General features: G+C 71.7%; 13 protein-coding genes. 6 read left to right on the top strand and 7 right to left on the bottom strand.

Translation table 11 applies throughout. The annotated features are described in order from the left end of the window. Window positions 1-26: 26 nt before the first annotated feature. The 3 genes from ACWF79_RS15500 to ACWF79_RS15490 all read right to left on the bottom strand — a co-directional run bounded on the left by ACWF79_RS15500 (window position 27) and on the right by ACWF79_RS15490 (window position 3,349). A complete protein-coding gene (locus ACWF79_RS15500) occupies window positions 27-890 on the bottom strand; it encodes a carbohydrate ABC transporter permease (RefSeq protein WP_453728622.1) in 864 nt (287 codons plus the stop codon). Between the two features lie 4 nt (window positions 891-894). Further along, window positions 895-1,887: a carbohydrate ABC transporter permease gene (locus tag ACWF79_RS15495; protein WP_453728621.1), complete on the bottom strand. Its 993-nt coding sequence runs from the start codon at window positions 1,885-1,887 to the stop codon at window positions 895-897. 97 nt (window positions 1,888-1,984) lie between these two features. Then, a complete protein-coding gene (locus ACWF79_RS15490) occupies window positions 1,985-3,349 on the bottom strand; it encodes an ABC transporter substrate-binding protein (protein ID WP_453728620.1) in 1,365 nt (454 codons plus the stop codon). 190 nt (window positions 3,350-3,539) lie between these two features. Between ACWF79_RS15490 and ACWF79_RS15485 the strand changes: the two genes are divergently transcribed. From ACWF79_RS15485 to ACWF79_RS15475, 3 genes are all read left to right on the top strand, one after another. Further along, window positions 3,540-4,589: a LacI family DNA-binding transcriptional regulator gene (locus ACWF79_RS15485; RefSeq protein WP_453728619.1), complete on the top strand. Its 1,050-nt coding sequence runs from the start codon at window positions 3,540-3,542 to the stop codon at window positions 4,587-4,589. Between the two features lie 110 nt (window positions 4,590-4,699). Next, entirely contained in the window at window positions 4,700-9,244 is a 4,545-nt protein-coding gene (locus tag ACWF79_RS15480; protein ID WP_453728618.1) for an aminotransferase class I/II-fold pyridoxal phosphate-dependent enzyme, read from the top strand. Then, window positions 9,241-10,014: a class I SAM-dependent methyltransferase gene (locus tag ACWF79_RS15475; protein ID WP_453728617.1), complete on the top strand. Its 774-nt coding sequence runs from the start codon at window positions 9,241-9,243 to the stop codon at window positions 10,012-10,014. The genes ACWF79_RS15480 and ACWF79_RS15475 overlap by 4 nt, the downstream gene beginning before the upstream one ends. Before the next feature lie 80 nt (window positions 10,015-10,094). Here ACWF79_RS15475 and ACWF79_RS15470 read toward each other — a convergent pair whose 3' ends face one another. From ACWF79_RS15470 to ACWF79_RS15455, 4 genes are all read right to left on the bottom strand, one after another. Further along, window positions 10,095-11,192, bottom strand: a complete 1,098-nt coding sequence (locus ACWF79_RS15470; protein WP_453728616.1) for a glycosyltransferase family 4 protein — start codon at window positions 11,190-11,192, stop codon at window positions 10,095-10,097. Window positions 11,193-11,301: 109 nt separating this feature from the next. Continuing rightward, window positions 11,302-13,065 carry a glycosyltransferase gene (locus tag ACWF79_RS15465; protein ID WP_453728615.1) on the bottom strand — a complete coding sequence of 588 codons (1,764 nt, stop codon included), beginning with the start codon at window positions 13,063-13,065 and terminating at the stop codon, window positions 11,302-11,304. Beyond that, complete coding sequence (locus tag ACWF79_RS15460) at window positions 13,062-13,397, bottom strand: hypothetical protein (protein ID WP_453728614.1); 336 nt, start codon at window positions 13,395-13,397, stop codon at window positions 13,062-13,064. Before ACWF79_RS15460 ends, ACWF79_RS15465 begins: the two co-directional genes overlap by 4 nt. Window positions 13,398-13,826: 429 nt before the next feature. Next, window positions 13,827-14,615, bottom strand: coding sequence for a glycosyltransferase (locus tag ACWF79_RS15455; RefSeq protein ID WP_453728613.1), 789 nt, complete (start codon window positions 14,613-14,615; stop codon window positions 13,827-13,829). Window positions 14,616-14,715: 100 nt separating this feature from the next. Here ACWF79_RS15455 and ACWF79_RS15450 point away from each other — a divergent pair, with 100 nt between their 5' ends. From ACWF79_RS15450 to ACWF79_RS15440, 3 genes are all read left to right on the top strand, one after another. Beyond that, window positions 14,716-16,539 carry a glycoside hydrolase family 15 protein gene (locus tag ACWF79_RS15450; protein ID WP_453728612.1) on the top strand — a complete coding sequence of 608 codons (1,824 nt, stop codon included), beginning with the start codon at window positions 14,716-14,718 and terminating at the stop codon, window positions 16,537-16,539. A gap of 135 nt (window positions 16,540-16,674) precedes the next feature. Then, window positions 16,675-17,718, top strand: coding sequence for a phosphatase PAP2 family protein (locus ACWF79_RS15445; RefSeq protein ID WP_453728611.1), 1,044 nt, complete (start codon window positions 16,675-16,677; stop codon window positions 17,716-17,718). Window positions 17,719-17,763: 45 nt separating this feature from the next. Continuing rightward, on the top strand, window positions 17,764-19,983 hold the full coding sequence (locus ACWF79_RS15440; protein ID WP_453728610.1) for an NADP-dependent isocitrate dehydrogenase: 2,220 nt from the start codon (window positions 17,764-17,766) through the stop codon (window positions 19,981-19,983). The last annotated feature ends 53 nt before the right edge of the window (window positions 19,984-20,036 follow it).

Raw genomic sequence — 20,036 nt, 5'->3', positions numbered from 1 at the left:
AGGAAGGAGGGGGGAGGGCGCGTCGGTCAGTTCTTGACGGCGCCCGTGGTGATGCCGCCCACGATGTGCTTGCCGAGCACGGCGAAGACCAGCAGCAGCGGCAGCGTGGAGAGCAGCGCGCCGGTCAGCACGATCGACTGGTCGACGGTGTGGTTCCCCGCGCCGAGACCGGCGAGCGCCACCTGGAGCGTGGGGTTCCCGTCCGGGGTGAGGGCGATGAACGGCCAGAAGAAGTCGTTCCAGGCCTGCACGAACACCAGCATGCCGAGCACCGCCATCGCGGGCCTGGCCACCGGGAAGACCACGTGCCAGACGATCCGCAGACTGTGCGCGCCGTCCACCCGGGCGGCCTCCACCAGCTCCAGCGGCAGCGCCTCGATCAGGTACTGGCGCATGAAGAACACGCCGAACGCGGCGACCAGGGAGGGCAGGACGACGGACTGGAGCTGGTCGACCCAGCCCAGGTCGGTGATGATCCGGTACAGCGGGATCACGCTCAGCTGCGGCGGGATCGTCATCGTCGCCACGACCAGCGTCAGCATGGCGTTCCGCCCCCTGAACGGCAGTTTGGCGAAGGCGAAGCCGGCCAGCGTGGAGAACAGCACCGTGGAGAGCGCCACCAGGCCCGCCACGATCGTGGTGTTGACGAGTGCCTCGCCCATGTCCACCTGTTTCCAGGCGAAGGTGAGGTTGTCGAAGAGCCGGGGGCCGGGCAGCAGCGGCGCCGGGGGAGAGACGACGCGCTCGCCCGAGTGCGAGGCGGCGACCAGGTTCCAGTACAGCGGAAAGAGGGAGACCAGCGCGGCCAGGCCGAGCAGGACGTAGGTCAGTGGGCCGGCCCGGTGCTGGTCACCGGCCGAGGGGCGCGGACGGACACGTGGACGTGACATGAGGTCAGCCCCCCAGCTTCTTGCGGTTCGCCCGGGCGAGGAGCGTACGGACCGCCCCGATCACCAGCAGGAGCAGCAGCATCACCCAGGCGATCGCGGACGCCTGTCCCAGCGCGCCGGTCACCCAGCCCTTCTCGTACATGAGCAGACTCAGCGTCTGGAACTGGTTGCCGCTGCCACCGCTGATGCCGAGGCTGCCGCCGAAGATCATCGGCTCGCCGAACAGCTGCGTGGCGCCGATCGTGGAGACCACGATCGTGAAGAGGATCGTCGGCCGGATCGACGGGATCGTCACACTGAGGAACTGCCGCCACCGGGAGGCACCGTCGAGCGCCGCCGCCTCGTACAGATCCTTCGGCACGGCCTGCATCGCGGCCAGGTAGATCAGCGCGTTGTAGCCGGTCCAGCGCCAGATGACGATCGTCGAGATCGCGATCTGGGAGGGCCACTTGGAGGACTCCCAGTCCACCGGGGTGAAGCCCACCCAGCCCAGGACGGTGTTGATCAGGCCGTAGTCGGTGTTGAACAGCTGGGCGAAGACCAGGGTCGCCGCCGCGATCGAGGTGGCGTACGGGGCGAGGATCGCGACCCGCAGGAAACCTCGGCCGCGCATCCGGTAGTTGAGCAGATGGGCCAGACCGAGGGCCATCAGCAGCTGGGGGACGGTGGAGATGACCCCGATGGTGAACGTGTTGGCGAGCGCGTTCCAGAAGAACTCGCTGTCCGCGAGGGTGGCGTAGTTGTCCAGGCCTCGCCACTGCGCCTCACCGCCGAGCTCCACCCGGTGCAGCGAGAGCCAGCCCGTGTAGACCAGTGGGAAGAGTCCGAAGGCGGCGAAGGTGAGGAAGAAGGGCGAGACGAAGACGTACGGGCTGAACCGCAGGTCCCATCGGTGGAACCGGCCGCGCACGCTTCCGCGAGGCGGCGGGGGAGGAACGGGGGAGGGCGGGGCCGGCTGCGGGGAGCCGCCGGCCGCCGCCCGGAGGGAGGTGGCCACGAGGGCGTCCCTTCGGGATCGTGACGGATGCGCGTCGCGCGGGGCGGGTCGGGCGGCCGCCCGGCGGGGGAGCGCCGGGCGGCTCTCGGTTCGTCCGCTACTGCTCGATCTTGTCCTCGATCAGCTTGTTGACGTTCTCCCACGCCTTCTTGGGATCCGTGCCGCGCTGCTCGATGTCGAGGATGCCGTTGTCGGTGAGGAAGGTCTTCACCTGTCCGTCCCACCGGCTGATCGGGGCCGGGGTGATGCCGGCCGCCGCCTCCGAGTAGATCCGGCCGACCGGGGTGTCGCCGAAGAACGGCAGCTTCGCTTCCTGCACGGTGGCCGAGGAGAGCGTGTCCTTGGTCGAGGGGATGTTGCCGTTCACGCCGAAGACCTTGGCGTGCTGGGCGGGTGCGGTGAGCCAGGCGGCCAGCTCCGCGGCCTCCTTGGCGTGCTTGCCCGACTTGGGGACGGCGAGGAACGAGCCGCCCCAGTTGCCGGCCACGGGAGGCGCGGCGATGTCCCACTTGCCCTGGTTGGCCGCGCCCGCCTGGTCCTTGATGATGCCGGTCATCCAGCTGGGGCAGGCGACCGTCGCGAACGCGGAGTTCTTGAACGCGGCGTTCCAGGTGCCCTTCTCGTCGAACTGGCGCAGCTTGGCGGTGATGCCGCTCTGCGCCGCCGCGACGGCGGTGTCCCAGGCCTTCTTCACGCCCGGGCTGTTGGCGTGGTCCAACTGGCCCTGGGCGTTGGCGTACTGCACCGGCTCGCTGGAGACGACGGCGTTGAAGAGGCCGCTCGCCGAGTCGTGGAACGCGGTCCCGGCCGGGGCGTTCTTCTGGTACGTCCGTCCCGTCTCCAGGAACTTGGCCCAGTCGCCCTGCCAGAGCGCGCCGACCGCGGCGCGGTCCGTCGGGAGCTTGGCCTTGGCGAACAGGTCCTTGTTGTAGCAGATCGCCATCGGGCCGATGTCCGTGCCGAGTCCGATGACCTTGCCGTCGGCGGTGGTGGCCTGCTTGACCTTCCAGTCGAGGTACGCGCCGAGGTCCGCCCCGCCGGTCGTGCCGAGGTCGACCCACTTGTCCGCCATCGCGGGGCCGGTGGCCTCGGCGACGTAACCGACCTCCAGGGCCTGGATGTCCGCGAGTCCGCTGTTGCGGGAGAGCCGCAGCTTGAGCGTGTCCCAGTACTTCTGTCCGTCGGCCACGTTCGACTCGACAATCTTGATGTTCGGGTGGGCCTTCTCGTACTCGGCGTAGAGCTTGGCGCCTGTCTTGTCGTCGTAGCCGAACGAGCCGAAGGTCCCGATGCGCAGGGTGATCTTCCCGTCGCCGCCGGCCTCGTCGGAACCGCCGTCGTCGCCGCAGCCGGTCAGCAGGGCGGCACAGGCGACGGCTCCGGCGACGGCTGTGCGGATGGTGCGGGCGGTGCGGGCGCGGGCGTGCCCCTGTCTGCTGCGGCTCGTGCTGGACATGCGCATTCGACTCTCCTCGTCCGGGATGCTGCGGCGCGGTGGCTGTGGGAGCGCTCCCACTCGCTTCTCGCCGGAAGGTTCCTTCCTGGCCGCACGCGTGTCAAGAGGGGCGACGACATCCGTTGCCCGGGTATGGGAGCGCTCCCACGCTTGGTAGAGTCACCCGAACACCGGCGGACATGAGGGGAGACGGCAGATGGTCGTGAGCGGGCGCCGGACCGGCAGGCCCACCTTGGAGCAGGTCGCGGCCCGGGCCGGGGTCGGCCGGGGCACCGTGTCGCGGGTGATCAACGGCTCCCCGCGCGTGAGCCCCGAGGCCAAGGCCGCCGTCGACCGCGCGGTCGCCGAACTCGGCTACGTACCCGACCGCGCCGCCCGGGCGCTCGCGGGCAGCCGCACGGACGCCGTGGCGCTCGTGATCCCCGAGAGCGAGTCCCGGCTCTTCGCCGAGCCGTACTTCCTCGACATCATCCGAGGAGTCAGCGCCGAACTCGCCGACGCGGACAAGCAACTGCTGCTCACGCTGATCCGTGACGACAAGGAGCGCCAGCGCTTCGAGCAGTACCTCGCCGCCCAGCGCGTCGACGGCGTGCTGCTCGTCTCGGTGCACGGCGACGACCCCCTGCCGGACCAGGTGCGGGCGCTGGGGCTGCCGGCCGTGCTCAACGGCCGCCGTACCGAGGCGGAGCCGGTGGCCTACGTGGACTCCGACAACGTGGGCGCGGGCCGCTCGGCCGTCGCCCATCTCGCGGGGCGCGGCCGGAGCCGCATCGCGACGATCACCGGCCCGCTGGACATGTACGTGGCCCGCTGCCGCCTCGACGGCTACCACCAGGGTCTCGCCGGTGCCGGGCTCGCCGCCGACGGAAGGCTCGTCGCCACCGGCGACTTCACCGAGGAGGGCGGTCGGCGGGCGATGCGCGAGCTGCTCGACCGCAGCCCGGACCTGGACGCCGTCTTCGCCGCCTCCGACGTGATGGCCGCCGGCGCCCGAGGGGTGCTGAGGGAGGCAGGGCTGCGGGTCCCGGACGACGTGGCGCTGGTCGGGGTCGACGACTCGCCCGTGGCCCGGCACATGGATCCGCCGCTGACCAGCGTGCGGCAGCCGATCGAGGAGATGGGGCGCACGATGGCCCGGCTGCTGCTCCAGGAGATCTCCGGCGCGGGTGCGCAGGACGCCCGGGCGGGGGCGCAGGGCTCGTACCGCGTGCTGCCGACGGAGCTGGTGGTCCGCGCGTCCTCCTGACCGGCGCGGCAGTCCGCCGAGATGCATCACCCGTGCGATGTGCGGAGAATTGGTAGGTACAGGGTCCGTTTCCGCCACCGGGCGCCAACGTGGCAAGGGGGCGGTCGACGATGCCGCTGCGACAGCCGAACCGGGCGCCTTACCGGCCCGGGACGCTGAAGAGGTGGACCCTGGTCTACGTGGTGGTCGTGTCGGGGCTGACGGCCGCCTATCTCACGATCCCCTCCCGGCACACCCTGCTCTGGGCGCTGATCGGGCTCAGCGGAGTCGCCGCGATCCTCACGGGAGTTCACCTCCACAAGCCTGCCAGGCGCTGGCCGTGGCTGGTCCTCGCGTGCGCCAACTTCACGTTCGTCGCCGGGGACACCGCGTACAACCTGCTGGAGAACCTGTTCGGCCAGCCCAACCCCTTCCCCTCGGTCGCGGACGCCCTCTACCTGGTCACGTACCCCCTGTTCGCCATCGGTCTCTTCGGGTTCATCCGCTACCGCGCCGCCGGCCGCGACCTCGCCGTGGCGCTCGACGCCCTCATCCTCACCTCCGGACTCGCCTTGCTGTCCTGGGTGAACCTGATCAACCCGCTCGCCAAGTCGCCCGACATGACGTGGATCGAGAAGGCGATCTCAATCGCCTATCCGCTCGGCGACGTCCTGATGCTCGCCATGCTCGCCCGCCTCCTGGTCCCCGGCGGGCTGAAGTCCCGTAGCGTCCAACTGCTCACCGTCGGCACCTGCGGCATCCTGGCCTCCGACGTCATCTACGGAACGCTCCAGCTGCAGGGCACCTGGCAGGTGGGGACCGGCTGGGACATCGGCTGGGTCCTCTTCTTCACCGCCTGGGGCCTCGCGGCCCTGCACCCCTCCATGACCAGCCTGACCGAACAGGCCGCCCAGCCCCCGGCCGTCATCGCCGAACGGCGCCTGGTGATGCTCGCCGCGGCCTCGCTCATCGCGCCCGTCCTGCTGCTCTACCAGTCCGTCCGCAACGACCGGGAACAGGACATCGCCGTCATCGCGGTCTTCTCCGCGATCATGTTCCTGCTGGTGCTCACCCGGCTCTGGGGCATGATGGCCGAACACCGCAACGCCGAGGCCCGCGAACGCAGTCTGCGCGTGGCCGCCGCCTCGCTGGTGGCCTCCCTGAGCCCGCGCGAGGTCGCCAGCGCCGTCGAGGTGGCCTCGGCGACCCTCGTTGGACCGGGCACCCCGCACAAGACGATGCTCCTGGCCCGAGACCGCCGACGCCTCCTGTACGCCGTCCCGACCGGGCACCTGCCCTGGAACTTCCGCGGAACCGAACTCACCGGCCCCGACACCGGCCCCTGGCCCGAACTCCTCGCCCAAGGCGGCCGGCTCGTCCCCACCGACGCACTCGACCCCGCCCTCACCCACGCCCTCGGACCCCTCGACCACGCCCTCCTGTGCCCCCTCGCCCTTCAGGCGCCCGCCGCCGGAGAGCCGCTGCTCGGCGTCCTGTTGCTCGCCGCGCCCGAGAAGAAGCTCGGCGCGATCGCCGGCTCCGCGCAGTCCCTGGCCTCCCAGGCCGCGCTGGCCCTGGAGCGGTTCGGGCTCAGCGAAGAGGTCAACCGCCGCACCAGCGAGGCGTACTTCCGCACCCTCGTGCACAACACCTCCGACGTCATCCTCATCGTCGACGACGACGACACCGTGCGGTACGCGAGCCCTTCCGCCGAGTCCGTGTTCGGCCACCCGCTGCTGCCCGGCACTCCGCTGACCGAGCTCCTGGCGCCCGGCGACGCCGCCGGCGCGCTGCGGATCCTGTCGGGCGTCCGCACCCAGGGCGACGTGGACGCCCGCGCCGACTGGCAGCTCCGCCGGGGCGAGTCCACCGACCTGCACGTCGAGGTCCGGTGCAGCAACCTGCGCGACGAACAGACCGTCCACGGCATCGTCCTCACCCTGCGCGACGTGACGGAGCAGCGGAAACTGGAACGGGAGCTCACCCACCGCGCCTTCCACGACTCCCTCACCGGACTGCCCAACCGGGTCCTGCTCCTCGAACGGATCGAGCGAGCCCTGCTGCGCGGTCGCCGCGAGTCCACCCTGACCTGCATGCTCTTCGTCGACCTCGACGACTTCAAGGTCGTCAACGACACCATGGGGCACTCGGTCGGCGACGAACTGCTCGTCGCCGTCGCCCGTCGGCTCACCTCCGTCCTGCGCCTCAGCGACACGGCGGCGAGGCTCGGCGGCGACGAGTTCGCCGTACTGATCGAGGGGGCCAAGGAGCCCGGGGACGCCGAAGCGCTCGCGGCGCAGATCGTGCACTCCCTGAGCCAGCCCTTCCACCTCACCGACGGCACCGTCTCCGTGTCGACCAGCGTCGGCGTCGCCACCGTCCTGGACAGCGCCCACGCCGAGGAACTCCTCGGCCACGCCGACCTCGCGCTCTACGCGGCCAAGGCCGCCGGCAAGAAGCGCTGGCGGCGCTTCCGGCCCGAGCTGCACTCCCGCCTCGTCGCCCGGCACGAACTCCAGGAGGGTATGGACACGGCCATCGCCGACCACGCCTTCGCGCTGCGCTACCAGCCGATCATCGAGGTGGCCGGGGGAGCGGTCGCCGGCTTCGAGGCGCTGATCCGCTGGCCGCACGGCCGCCGCGGCATGGTCCCGCCCGACCAGTTCATCACCCTGGCCGAGGAGAGCGGGCACATCATGCCGCTCGGCGCCTGGGTCCTCGAACACGCGGCCCTCGACGTCGCTCGCTGGCAGCGCTCCCGCCCCGGGCGGCAGCAGCCGCTGCACGCCAACGTCAACGTCTCCGCCCGGCAGTTCCGCGACCCCGGACTCCTCGACGACGTCCGCCGTACGCTGAGCTCCTCCGGGCTCGCGCCGGGCTCCCTGGTCCTGGAACTCACCGAGACCGTGCTGATGCGCAAGGACGAGCAGATCCGCACCACCATGAGCGAGCTTCGCGACCTCGGCGTCTCCCTCGCCATCGACGACTTCGGCACCGGTTTCTCCTCGCTCAGCTACCTGCGGGAGTTCCCCATCGACGTGCTCAAGGTCGACAAGTCGTTCATCGACGACATCACCACCGACCGGCAGCAGATGGCGCTCGTCGAGGGCATCGTCCGCATCGCCGACGTCCTCGGGCTCAAGGTCGTCGCGGAGGGCATCGAGCACGAGGGGCAGCGCGAGCTCCTCGCCGACATGGGCTGCCAGTACGGGCAGGGCTTCCTGTTCGCCCGGCCGATGACCGCCCATCAGGCCGAGTCGTTCCTGCGCCGCTCCTCGACCCAGGAGGCTGCCGCGACCCCCCGCGCCGCGCTTCGCCCCGCTCCGGCGGGCCGTTCCGAACCACCCCGGCCCTCGCCCCGGCGCACACCGGCCCTCGGGGCGATCGGACCGCCACAGCGCAGGCCGGGCCACCGTGATCCCCGCTGGCACGAGCTGGAACGCCTCAAGCGCGCCAGCCCCATGTGCGACGCCGTCATCGACGAGATCGACGGCCGGAAACTGCGCGTCGAGAACCAGTGGCTCGTCGACTTCGCCTCCTGCAACTACCTCGGCTTCGACCTCGACCCCGAGATCATGGCGGCGATCGACCCCCAGGTCAGAAGCTGGGGAACCCATCCCAGCTGGTCGCGGCTGATCGGCAGCCCCCGGCTCTACCCCCGGATCGAGGAACGGCTGACCGAGCTGCTCGGCGCGCCGGACACCCTGCTGCTGCCCACCATCACCCTCATCCACCAGTCGGTGATCCCGCTGCTCGCCGGCACCGGGCAGGTCTACGTCGAGGCCCAGGCGCACCGCACGGTGTACGACGGATGCGTGGTGGCGCGCGGACAGGGCGCCACGGTGCAGCGCTTCCACGCCGACAGCCCCTGGGAGCTGGACATGCACCTGCGGTCCGTGCCGGGCGATGTCGGCCGCCTCGTCTGCATGGACGGCGTCAACAGCATGACCGGCAACTTCCCGGACCTCCGCGAGATCGCCCGGATCTGCCGTGAGAACGGCGCTCTGCTGTACGTGGACGACGCGCACGGCTTCGGCGTGATCGGCGAACGCGGCCCGGGCGAGACCTCCCCGTGGGGGGCCCGGGGCAACAGCCTCGTCCGTCACCTCGGCGAGTCCTACGAGGGCATCGTGATGGTCGGCGGCTTCTCCAAGGCGTACTCCTCGCTCCTCGCCTTCCTCGCCGTACCGCGCTGGCTGAAGGACCACCTCAAGGTCGCGGCCGCCCCCTACCTGTACTCCGGGCCCTCCCCGACGGCCTCGCTCGCCACGGCCCTCGCCGGGCTCGACGTCAACGCCGAGCGCGGCGACGCGATCCGGGCCGATCTCCACCGCAAGACGACGCGCATCCTCGACCACGTACGCGCCCTGGACATCGCCACCCCCAACACCGACGGACTGCCGATCATCGAGATCCCGCTCGCCGACGCCCAGGACCTCGAAGCCGTGGCCGCGTTCCTGTGGGGCCGGGGCATCTACGTGACGCTGGCCGGCTACCCCCTCGTCCCGCGCGACAAGGTGGGCTTCCGGATCCAGGTCACCGCGCCCAACACCGACGAGGAGATCGACCAACTCAACGCGGCGCTGACCGACCTCTCGCGGCGCTTCGCCCTGCAGCGGGTGCCCCGAAGCCCGCACGCCGGCGTCGCCGCCGGCCGGCCCGCAGACCCCCGATGAGCTCGGCGGCGGGCGCGCGGGCGCTCCGGCACAACCGCGACGCCGACTGGGATTCCTGGCCGGTCGCCGAATACCTGGCGGAGAACTACCGACAGCTGCACCCGTGCGACATCGGCGTCATCCACCACCACTCCGCCTTCTACCGGCAGTTCGCGCCCGGCAGCATCGAGCGCTCCCTGGAGTTCGGCGCCGGGCCGAATCTCTATCCACTGATGCTGGCGGCCGCGGCGAGCCGGCGCATCGACGCACTCGAACCCAGCACGGCCAATGTCCGCTATCTTCGCGGACAGCTGGCTGAGGGACCCGACACGAGTTGGCAGGCCTTCTACGCCCTCTGCCGCGAACTCGATCCAGCCCTCCCCGCGAGGTCCGGCGAGGCCCTGGCCCGGGTACGGGTCGTTCCCGGCGCCGCGGGCGACCTCCCCGCGGGGACCTACGACCTGGCCTCGATGAACTTCGTCGCCGAGAGCGTCACCGAGGACTTCGCCGAAGTAGCCGCCCTATGCGCCGGCTTCGTCCGCTCGGTGCGGCCGGGAGGGCACCTCGTGGCCGCCTTCATGGAACGCATGCCGAGCTACCGCATCGGCGACGGGCCGGACTGGCCGGCCTGTCCGGTGGACGCGGACGCGGTCCGCGCCGTCTTCACGCCGCTGACGGAGGAGCTGCGGATCAGCCGACTGGCAAAGGACCGCACCCTGCCCGAATACGGCGACACGGGCGTGCTCCTCCTGACCGCCCGGCGAACAGAGGCCTCGCGTTGGCAAAGTTAGGAACCAACATCACCCTTTTATGGTGTGTACATGCACCGTGCGTCGTCTGGTGTCCGGCATCAGGGCTCGAGCCGACGGCCTCAGGCCAGCAACTCCCGGTACAGGGCGCCGTACTGGGCCGCGAACCGCTCGGGTCCGAAGGACTCCTCGACGGTCACCCGGCCGCGCTCCGCGAGCATGTCCCAGACCCGGGGCTGTTCCAGCAGCCAGGCCAGTTGCTGCCCCGTCCTGCGGGTGTCGCCGGCCGGAGCCCGCAGAACCGCGTCCCCGAAGTCGGCGAACTGCGGAAGGTCGCTGAGGATGGCCGGCCGCCCGGTGGCCAGCGCCTGCAGGACCGTGAGCGGGATGTCCGCCTTGCCGCCGATCACCGGCTGCGGGAAGAGCAGGACGTGCGCCGAGGCCAGCAGCGCGCGCATGTCGTCGACGTAGCCCCGCACCTCCACGTCGGTCAGACCCCCGGCCCCGGCCCGCTCCCTCAGCTCCTCGCGCAGCGCGGCCGTGTGCTGCCCCGGCCGCCCGCGCACCGCCAGGACCAGCCGGAACACCGCCCCGGACCGCGCCGCCTCCGCCGCCGCCTCGACGGCGGTCACGGCGCCGCCGTGCGGGTCGAGGTGGCCGGCGTAGAGCACGGTCGGCATACCCGCGGGGCGTGGCAGGTAGGGCCACTCGCTGAGCCGGATCATGGGCGGGATCACCCGGACGTCGCCGAAGTGCGCGGCGCGCAGCCGCCGGGCCATCGACTCCGACAGCGCGACCGTCGTCCCCAGCGGCCGGGCCCTCGCCGGCAGCCGCGCCTCCGACACACCGGGCACGGTGTGGACGACGGGCCGCGCCCCCGACATCAGGGGGCGTAGCCAGGAGAAGGCAGGGAAGGCGCGTCCGATCGTCACGAACGCGTGGACCAGATCAGCGCGACGTGCCGCGACGGCCCCGGCGAGCGCGGCCTGCAGCCGGACCGGAGCGTGCGGCGAACCGCCCGGGGACCAGAGGCGGATCGCCCGGCCGACCGGCGGCGGAGGCCGGCCACGCCGCCCGGGCCACTGGCAGAACCAGAGGAAGTCCATGTCGGGCAGGGCCGCGAGCACATCCCTGGCCAGCGCCAGGCCCGAGTCGCCCACGCCGTCCAGCGGGCTGCCGGTCAGGAGCAGGATGCGCGGCGGCCGCGGGCTGACGGTCATGATCCACGTCCGGTTTCGGCCTGCGGCGCGGGCCCACCGCGCGACGGCACGCCGTCGTCCGGGCGCGGCGACCGCAGGGCCAAGGGGTGGCCCGAGGCGATGGCGGGGGTCACCCGGGCGTGGGCCATGGCTCACCCCTCCTGTCGTTCCTCGGCCGTCGGCCGCGGCCGGAACCGTCCACCAGGCGGCGCGTGAGGGCCAGGTAACGGCCCGTCATCTCGTCCCACGTGTAGCGCTGCGCCGCCGACCCCGCCTGTCGGCCCAGCGCGCGCCGCGCCCGCTCGTCGGAAGCCAGCATCCGCATCTGGTCGCCCAGCGCGGCGACGTCGAACGGCGGCACGGCCACATCGCCTCCGCCGCGCATCCAGCGCAGCGCGGGCAGATCGAAGTGGAGGATCGGCTTCCCGTAGGACATGCCTTCGAGCGCGACCAGGCCGAAGGTCTCGTGGCGCGACGGCATGACCAGGAAGGCACAGTTCCGCAGGAGGTCCCGCTTGAGCTCCTCCCCGGCGAACCCCACCCAGCGGACTTTGCCCGGGTGCGCGGCGAGCCGCGCCGCCAGCTTGCGTTCCTCCGCCTGCGTACCGCTGCCCGCCAGCAGCAGGGGCAGCGGAGGACGGCTCCGCCGGTACGCCTCCAGGAGCAGGTCGAGCCCCTTGACCCAGGCGTCGATCCGCCCCAGGAAGAGGATGTAGTCACCCGCGCCGATCCGGGCGTCGTCGATCTGCCGCTGCTCGACGCCGTTGGCGATGACCTGGACGTCCGCCCGGCTGCTGAGCCGCCGCACGGCGGAGGCGTCGGCCTCGTTCATCACCACGAGGTGCCGGTAGCAGCGCAGGCCGAGCCGCTCCACCAGGAAGAACGGGACGTGGTAGCGGCGCCGCAACGCCTCGGCGCCGCGGCCCTGGTCGATCCCGACGACCGGCGCGCGGGAGAACAGCGGGAGGAAGCTCGTCGAGAACGGTGGCGTGAAGTTCTCCAGCCACGCGTCGTGGGGCAGCCTACGGGCCAGGACGGGGAGCAGCGCCAGGAAGAGCAGGCGCCCGGCGCGCGGACCGGCCCAGAGGACCGGGAGATACACGTGGCGGATGCCGTCGCGGCGGAGAGAGGCACCGCGTCTGGCGGCCGTCACCACCGTCACATCGAAGTCGTCCGCAAGGCGTCGGGCGACCTTCTCGACCGCCACGGCGCCACCGTCCCGGTGGTCGACGTCGCCCGCTTCGTCGTAGACCGAGACGACGACCCGCTTCCGCCGCGCCGGGGGCGTGCCCTCCTCGCCGGCCGGGAGGCGCCGCGTCCGCACGATGCCGAGCACCCGCTCCAGCGCCTCGTCCGCGACCCGCGAGGGCGCGCGCTCGCCGTCGAGCCGCACGATCCCGGGCAGGTGCGAGACCCAGGACCGGTAGCGCGGGGCGGGAGCGGTCTCCACCAGCAGGGTCAGGTCGTAGCGGCGGACGAGCCGGGCGAAGCGGTCCGAGGCCCGGTGCCCGGGCGGGAAGCCGAACGCGACAAGGCCGTCCAGCGGCCCACCGTCCGTCAGCACGACGGCCGGACGGCCTCGGGAGCGTGTCACCTGCCCGCGCCGCGCGGCGCCCGTCCGTACGAACAGCTCACCGGCGTACAGCAGGGCTTGGGCACGGCGCACCCACGGTCCCCGGCGCGTGGGACCGTCAGGGCGCCGTGCCGTCTCCTCCTCATCCCTCACCCATGGAGGAGAGCCGAACCCACGGCCGAGGAAGCCGCCGTGGCGGTGGAGTGTGGTCACCGCGAAGCCGCGTTGCCGCAGGAGCCCGGCGACGCGTTCGACCTGTGAGGACCTGCCCGCGCCCGCGGGGCCGGACACCGCGATCAGGAGAGGCCGCTCCGCGTTCATGGGGTGCGCCTCCGCGGTCGCTCGGTGCCGACGAGCGGTACCCGCGGGGCGACCTCGCGGGTGACGTCGACGAGGAGCGGACGCGCCGTCGCGTGGCCGTTCGCCGCCGTGACCTCGTCGTGGAGGACGGGCGCGCGCGTGGCGACGGCGGCGGTCGTGACGGCCACCCCCTGCGGAGGGCTCGGCGTGCCGGCGAGTACGTCCCGGCCGCCGGCGAGCAAGACGGTCGCCTCGCGCACGTCGAGCCCCGTCGGGGCCTCCGGCGCCCGCACCTTGTCACAGCCGTGCGGCGGCAGCCGGAAGCGGTCTCCGTCGTGCGGCACGATGCGCACGGGTTCAGCGAGTCTCGTGGGTGTGGCCTTGCGTGGCCCGGCGGGTTCCGAGGGGCGGCCGTGTGAGCCGCTGCCGCGTCGGTTGTGCGCGGCGCGGGCGCGGACGGTACGGGAACGCCGGCGCCGGGCGGCCGTCCGCGGGCGGCGTCCTGCGGAAGAGCAGGTGTGGACCGTGGGCAGCAGCCGGTCGGTCGCTCGCCGTCCGGGGTGGGGCGTGGGGCGGCGGGCCGGGACGCGCGGGCCGCGGCGCCGGGACGCGGCGGAGGGCCAGTCGGTCACCCGTCGCAGCGGATGCGGAGCGGGTGCCGCCGGGGTCCTGCCGATCAGATGTGACCTCACGGGGAGCTTCTTCCGGCAACCGACCCTGTCGAGGGTCTGCATGCGTCCAAAATGCCTAATTTCAACCGTTAGCATCGGATTTCTGATCCGTCAAGCGTGGCGGCCTCGATCCTGCCGGCCCGCGAGACGCGGTGACGGTGCCCAGCGGTGCAGAGCGTTGTGCGGGCGCTCGTCGAGCAGCACGTCCAGGATGCGCGCGCCGTCACGGACGGTGCGGAGGTGCGACGGGCCGTGGTGGCGGGGCAGTTCGAGGCTGGGCACCTCGGCGATGCGCAGGCCGTAGTGGAGAGCGTGGGTGACCAGTTCGGCGCCGAGTTCGACGCCGTCCGGCCGCAGGTCGAGGAGGTCCACGAAGCCGCGGCGGAAGGCGCAGAAGCCGTACCAGAGATCGGTCAGTCGTTGACCGTACAACTGACGGGCGATCCGCAGCAGCGCGCCGTGTCCCACCCGGCGCACCAGTGGGTAGTCGGCGCAGTCGCCCCCGGCGATGAAGCGTGAACCCTTGACGAAGTCGTACCCGCTGTCCAGGTAGTGCAGGTAGTGCGGGATCTCCCGGGGAGACATGCTGCCGTCCGCGCCCATCAGCACGATGAGGTCGCCGGTGGCGGCGAGGAGACCCGCGTGCGGGATGTCGCCGGCCTCGCAGTTCCACGCGCCGAGCCTGCGCACGGTCACCGTGTCGCGGAGGGCGTCCGAGTGGGCGCCGGGGTCCGTACGGCCGACCAGGACGACCTCCCGGACGTCGGCGGGAATCTCGCCCAGCAGCCAGTCGGTGTCCCGATCCCCGGGACGCACCGGGACGACCAGGCTCACCGCGCGGGAATCGGCGCGCGGGGAACGGTCGGTCGACCGGCGCAGCGGATGTGGCCCGTTACCCATCGGTACGGCTTTCTCCGGAAGCTCTCGCGAATCCGAGAGCGACTTTTCTCAGGATCCTGCGCTGTATGCCGCCCCGTCAAGGCAGGCATACAATCCCCTCATGGCAGGGCGAATTGAGGACTACGCCCTCATCGGTGATCTGGAGACGGCCGCGCTCATCGGAATGGACGGTGCTGTCGACTGGTGGTGCGCCCCCCGATTCGATTCCCCTGCCTGTTTCGCCGCGATTCTGGGCGACGAGTCCCACGGGCGGTGGAGCCTCGCGCCCGCCGGAAACCGCCCGTGCAGCCGTCGGAGTTACCGGGGTGATTCCCTCGTCCTCGAATCCGTCTGGGAATCCGTCTCGGGCTCCGTACGCATCACCGACTTCATGCCGCCCCGCGAGCAGACCCCCAGGATCGTCCGACTGGTCGAGGGCATCGCCGGACGGGTCGATCTGCACGGGGAGTTGAGGATGCGCTTCAACCAGGGGCGCGTGGTGCCCTGGTCGTACGCGGTGGACCGGCGCACCGTCGCGACCGTCGCCGGGCCCGATGCCGCGTACCTCCTGTGCGGGCCGGGCGTCGAGGTCGCCATCACCGACGCGTGCACGTCCATCGACCTCTCGGTGACGGCCGGTCAGAGTGTCTCCTTCGTCCTCGGCTGGCAGCCCTCCCATTCCGCGCCGCCCAGCGTCCCCGACGTGGCTGCGGAATTGGACCGCACGCTCGCCTTCTGGGAAGAATGGACCGGTCACCTGCGTTATGACGGCCCGTATCGCGAAGCCGTCATCCGTTCGCTTCTCACGTTGAAAGCCCTCACCTACGAGCCGACCGGCGGAATCATCGCCGCCGCCACCACCTCGCTCCCGGAATGCATTGGCGGCAGGCGCAATTGGGACTACCGCTTCTGCTGGTTGCGTGATTCCACCTTCACCCTCTCCTGTCTGCTGCGCAGCGGATATCACCGGGAGGCGCTCGCCTGGAAGGACTGGCTCGTCCGCACCGTCGCAGGGGACCCCGCGGACCTGCAGCCGCTCTACGGGGTGGCAGGCCAGCGCAACCTCCCCGAGGTGCGTGCCGATTGGCTGCCCGGTTACGAGGACTCCCGACCGGTCAGGTTCGGCAACGCGGCCGTCGACCAGTTCCAACTCGACATCTACGGCGAGGTGTTGAACACCATCTACTCCGCCGTCCGGGTCGGCGTCGCCATCGACCCGCACGTCTGGAGCCTGATGGCCGCACTCCTGGAGTACGTGGAGAATCGCCGCATGGACCCCGACGAGGGCATCTGGGAAGTACGCGGGCCACGCCGTCACTTCGTCCACTCCAAGATCATGGCCTGGGTCGCCGCCGACCGGGCCCTGCGCCTCGCTCGCGTCGCGGGTCACCGCACCTCCGTCCAGCGCTGGCAGTCCCTGCGCCGCGCACTGCGCGACGAGGTGTGCGCCCTCGGCTGGAACGACGAACTGCGCACCTTCGTCCAGTACTACGGCGCCCGCCGCATCGACGCGACGGCGCTGCTGATCCCCCGACTCGGCTTCCTGCCCGCGACCGACCCGCGGGTCCTCAGCACGGTCGACGCGATGGGCCGGCTCGACGACCACGGCTTCCTGCGGCGGTACGCGGACGTGAGCAACGGCTCGGTGCACGAGGTCGACGGCCTCGACGGCGCCGAAGGGGCCTTCCTGGCCTGCACGTTCTGGTACGCCGACGCCCTGGCGATGACCGGCCGCCCGGTCGAGGCCCGCACCGTCTTCGAGCGGGTCCTCGACGTCCGTAACGACGTCGGCCTGCTCTCCGAGGAATGGGACCCCGGCACCCGCCGTCAGTTGGGCAACACCCCCCAGGCGCTCAGCCATGTCGCCCTGGTGAACACGGCGTTCACCCTCTTCGGAACCCGCCGACAGAACCGCTCACTCGCCGGGCGTGCCGCTGTGGCCTGATCCCGACGGCATCCGCGCCCCCGGCCCCACGCCGGCCTCGCCGGAAGGGACCGGCGCGCCGCGTGACGGCGGCCTTCTGATTCGTTCGGGTGCGCCCAGCGGGCGCGCCGCACCGCGCCGGGTTCGAATCGGAGCATGGCTTCCTACGACAGGCTCCGCACCGACGGCAGCGCGCAGCCCCTGGAGACCGGCACCTGGTGGTACGCCGCCGTCGCCGGTGAAGCGGCCGACTCCTTCTGCGCCCGCGTCCGCAAGCGGATGCGGCGCGCCTGCCTCGGCGCGGTCCTGCTCATGACGGTCGTCTACGCCGGGCTCGTCCTGACCGCGACGGGACAGCGCTGGGAGAACGCCGTCCTCACCGGGCGGCTGACCGACGAGACGCTGGCCGCCGCCCACGAGGCGAACCGCACGCTCCAGCACATCACGCTCTCCTCCCTCGCCGTCGCCCTGCTCGTCCTGACGGTCATCGGCGTGCTCCGCAGGCGGTACATGCTCACGGCCGCCGCCCTCGGCACCGTCGTCGTCTCCCTGGCCCTGGCCGAGGCGCTCAAGCGCTACCTCCTGGTCAGACCCGACCTGGTCGAGGCGCCCCCGCACCTGGCCCAGAACAGCTTCCCGAGCGGGCACACCACGATCGCGATGAGCGTCATGTTCGGGTTCGTCCTCGTCGTCCCGTACCGGATGCGCGGCCTCGCCGTGGGCCTGTGCGCCCTGTGGGCGACCGCCGTGGGCGCGTACACCGTGGCCGCCGGCTGGCACCGGCCCAGCGACGCGATCGCCGCCGACCTGCTCGTGCTCGCCGTCGCCTGCGGCTTCCTCGCGCTCCTCGCGCGCCGGGGCAAGGTCGCCCCCGCCCGCCGGCACCCCTTCCCGCTCCGCCACCTCTTCGTCCTCGTGCCCCTGACCCTGATCGCCGTCGGCGGACTCGGCCTCGGGACCCTCCTGCTCGTCGACTCCCTGTTCGTCCTCGACCCGGCGGACCCGTCCGTGCCCCGCCTCGCCTACCAGGCCGGACACGCCCTCGCCGCCGGGGCGGGCGCGGCCGTCGCGCTCCTGCTCCTGGCCCTGCTGCGCCGCGTCGACCTGGACGCCGGCCCCACGCCGTTCCGGGTCACGGGCACCCTCGTCGACGAGCAGGCAGGGTCCTTTCCCACCGAGGCCGATCACGAGATATCTTGATGTCGAGCAATCTCGCAGACGCAGACGTGGAGCGGAGCACACCCGGTGACTGACTCGACCATCATCTACACCCACACTGACGAGGCGCCCGCCCTGGCGACGTACTCGTTCCTGCCCGTGATCCAGGCCTACGCCTCGACGGCCGGAGTCAATGTCGAGACCCGTGACATCTCCCTGGCCGGGCGCATCATCGCCGGCTTCCCCGAGCGTCTCGAAGAGGGCCAGCGCATCGAGGACGCCCTCGCGGAGCTCGGCGCGCTCGCCAAGACGCCCGAGGCCAACATCATCAAGCTGCCGAACATCTCGGCGTCCATCCCGCAGCTGAAGGCCGCGATCGCCGAGCTCCAGGCGCAGGGCTACGCCCTCCCGGACTACCCGGACGACCCGCAGACCGACGAGGACAAGGACGTCCGCGCCCGCTACGACAAGGTCAAGGGCAGCGCCGTCAACCCGGTCCTGCGCGAGGGCAACTCCGACCGCCGTGCCCCCGCCTCGGTCAAGAACTACGCCAAGACGCACCCGCACCGCATGGGCGCCTGGTCGGCCGACTCGAAGACCAACGTCGCCACCATGGGCCAGAACGACTTCCGCTCCACCGAGAAGTCCGCGACCGTCTCCGAGGCCGGCACGCTGCGCATCGAGCACGTCGCCGCCGACGGCGCCACCACCGTGCTGCGCGAGTCGGTCCCCGTCCTCGCCGGTGAGGTCGTCGACGCCTCCGTCATGCACGTCGCCGCCCTGCGCACCTTCCTCGGCGAGCAGATCGCCCGCGCCAAGGCCGAGGACGTCCTGTTCTCCGTGCACCTCAAGGCCACGATGATGAAGGTCTCCGACCCGATCGTCTTCGGCCATGTCGTCCGCGCCTTCTTCCCGAAGACCTTCGCCGCGCACGGCGCGGCGCTCGCCGCCGCCGGTCTCTCCCCGAACGACGGCCTCGGCGGGATCCTCAACGGCCTGGCCGCCCTCCCGAACGGCGCCGAGATCAAGGCCTCCTTCGACGCCGAGATCGCCGAGGGCCCGGCCCTCGCGATGGTCGACTCCGACAAGGGCATCACCAACCTGCACGTGCCGTCCGACGTCATCGTCGACGCCTCGATGCCGGCCATGATCCGCACCTCCGGCCACATGTGGGGCCCGGACGGCCAGGAGGCCGACACCCTCGCCGTCCTCCCGGACAGCAGCTACGCCGGCGTCTACCAGGCCGTCATCGAGGACTGCCGCGCCCACGGCGCCTTCGACCCGTCGACGATGGGCTCCGTCCCGAACGTCGGCCTCATGGCGCAGAAGGCCGAGGAGTACGGCTCCCACGACAAGACCTTCGAGATCGCCACGGCCGGCACCGTCCGCCTCGTCGACGCCGCGGGCAACGTGGTCCTGGAGCAGGAGGTCGCCGAGGGCGACATCTTCCGCGCCTGCCAGACCAAGGACCTGCCGATCCAGGACTGGGTCAAGCTCGCCGTCACCCGCGCCCGCGCCACCGGCGCCCCGGCCGTCTTCTGGCTGGACGAGACCCGCGCCCACGACGCGCAGCTCATCGCCAAGGTCGAGCAGTACCTGCCGGAGCACGACACCGAGGGCCTCGAGATCAAGATCCTCTCCCCGGTCGAGGCCACGAAGTTCTCCCTGGAGCGCATCCGCCGCGGCGAGGACACCATCTCCGTCACCGGCAACGTCCTGCGTGACTACCTGACCGACCTCTTCCCCATCCTGGAGCTGGGCACCAGCGCCAAGATGCTGTCGGTCGTCCCGCTGATGGCGGGCGGCGGCCTCTTCGAGACGGGCGCCGGCGGCTCCGCCCCGAAGCACGTCCAGCAGCTCGTCAAGGAGAACTACCTCCGCTGGGACTCCCTCGGCGAGTTCTTCGCCCTGGCCGCCAGCTTCGAGCACCTGGCCACCACCACGGGCAACGCCCGCGCCCAGGTCCTCGCCGACACCCTCGACCGCGCCACCGGCACCTTCCTCAACGAGGACAAGTCGCCGACCCGTCGCGTCGGTGGTATCGACAACCGCGGCAGCCACTTCTACCTGGCCCTGTACTGGGCCCAGGAGCTGGCCAAGCAGACCGACGACGCGCAGCTCGCGGAGGCCTTCGCCGGCCTGGCCAAGACCCTGGGCGAGCAGGAGGAGACCATCGTCTCCGAGCTCAACGCCGTCCAGGGCTCCCCGGCCGAGATCGGTGGCTACTACCAGCCCGACCCGGTCAAGGCCGCGGCCGTGATGCGTCCGTCCGCCACCTTCAACGAGGCCATCGCGTCCCTCGCCTGATCCCGGCGCGACAGCTCGTACCGCCCCGGCCGGAATTCCTCCGGCCGGGGCGG

Source organism: Streptomyces sp. NPDC054975, from assembly GCF_053609105.1.
Note: the sequence above shows the minus strand (reverse complement) of the source record. Positions and strands in the feature narration are given on the sequence as shown.

Excerpts from the sequence above, each read along its gene's own strand:
- ACWF79_RS15455 (WP_453728613.1), bottom strand. The coding sequence starts at position 14,615 with ATGGGTAACGGGCCACATCCGCTGCGCCGGTCGACCGACCGTTCCCCG.
- ACWF79_RS15470 (WP_453728616.1), bottom strand. The coding sequence starts at position 11,192 with ATGACCGTCAGCCCGCGGCCGCCGCGCATCCTGCTCCTGACCGGCAGC.
- ACWF79_RS15475 (WP_453728617.1), top strand. The coding sequence starts at position 9,241 with ATGAGCTCGGCGGCGGGCGCGCGGGCGCTCCGGCACAACCGCGACGCC.
- ACWF79_RS15480 (WP_453728618.1), top strand. The coding sequence starts at position 4,700 with ATGCCGCTGCGACAGCCGAACCGGGCGCCTTACCGGCCCGGGACGCTG.
- ACWF79_RS15465 (WP_453728615.1), bottom strand. The coding sequence starts at position 13,065 with ATGAACGCGGAGCGGCCTCTCCTGATCGCGGTGTCCGGCCCCGCGGGC.
- ACWF79_RS15445 (WP_453728611.1), top strand. The coding sequence starts at position 16,675 with ATGGCTTCCTACGACAGGCTCCGCACCGACGGCAGCGCGCAGCCCCTG.
- ACWF79_RS15490 (WP_453728620.1), bottom strand. The coding sequence starts at position 3,349 with ATGCGCATGTCCAGCACGAGCCGCAGCAGACAGGGGCACGCCCGCGCC.
- ACWF79_RS15500 (WP_453728622.1), bottom strand. The coding sequence starts at position 890 with ATGTCACGTCCACGTGTCCGTCCGCGCCCCTCGGCCGGTGACCAGCAC.
- ACWF79_RS15450 (WP_453728612.1), top strand. The coding sequence starts at position 14,716 with ATGGCAGGGCGAATTGAGGACTACGCCCTCATCGGTGATCTGGAGACG.
- ACWF79_RS15485 (WP_453728619.1), top strand. The coding sequence starts at position 3,540 with ATGGTCGTGAGCGGGCGCCGGACCGGCAGGCCCACCTTGGAGCAGGTC.